Below are 562 nucleotides of genomic sequence, written 5' to 3' on the forward strand. Positions count from 1 at the left end.
GGTGCGGCTGGATCACCTCCTTTCTAAGGATAATAAAAAGGCGAAAACGACTGTTCAGCAACGTATGAATTGGACTAATTCTGACGAGATAAAGGAAATACGATGAACGTAAGTGAGTCGATATTGACTTATCGTAGGAAGAAGAAGGAAATTCACTAGTTGCTAGGAGTTTGAGCTAGATTATACGGAATACCGATTTTTATCGGTAAGGAATATTGGTTCGTTCGTTCAGTTTTGAGAGATTAATTTCTCTTTTTTAAATTCTAATATAAATAATATTTAGGATGGGCCTGTAGCTCAGCTGGTTAGAGCGCACGCCTGATAAGCGTGAGGTCGGTGGTTCGAGTCCACTCAGGCCCACCATCGAAAATATTATTAACATTATGGGGCCTTAGCTCAGCTGGGAGAGCGCCTGCCTTGCACGCAGGAGGTCAGCGGTTCGATCCCGCTAGGCTCCACTTTTGTACCTTGAAAACCAAATAAGAAATAACAACGACATCAACTAAAATAGCTGAAGCGACTGTATAACAGAAGCGGATGCGAATAAGGCGTAAAAGCAATA

Annotated in this window: 2 tRNA genes; both read left to right on the plus strand. The window is 42.2% G+C overall.

From position 1 onward, the window contains the following. Positions 1–286: 286 nt before the first annotated feature. A tRNA-Ile gene (locus ACFFIS_RS12780) sits at positions 287–363 on the plus strand. Positions 364–385: 22 nt separating this feature from the next. Next, a tRNA-Ala gene (locus ACFFIS_RS12785) sits at positions 386–458 on the plus strand. Positions 459–562 lie beyond the last annotated feature (104 nt).

Source organism: Paracerasibacillus soli, assembly GCF_042432965.1.
GTDB lineage: Bacteria > Bacillota > Bacilli > Bacillales > Amphibacillaceae > Paracerasibacillus > Paracerasibacillus soli.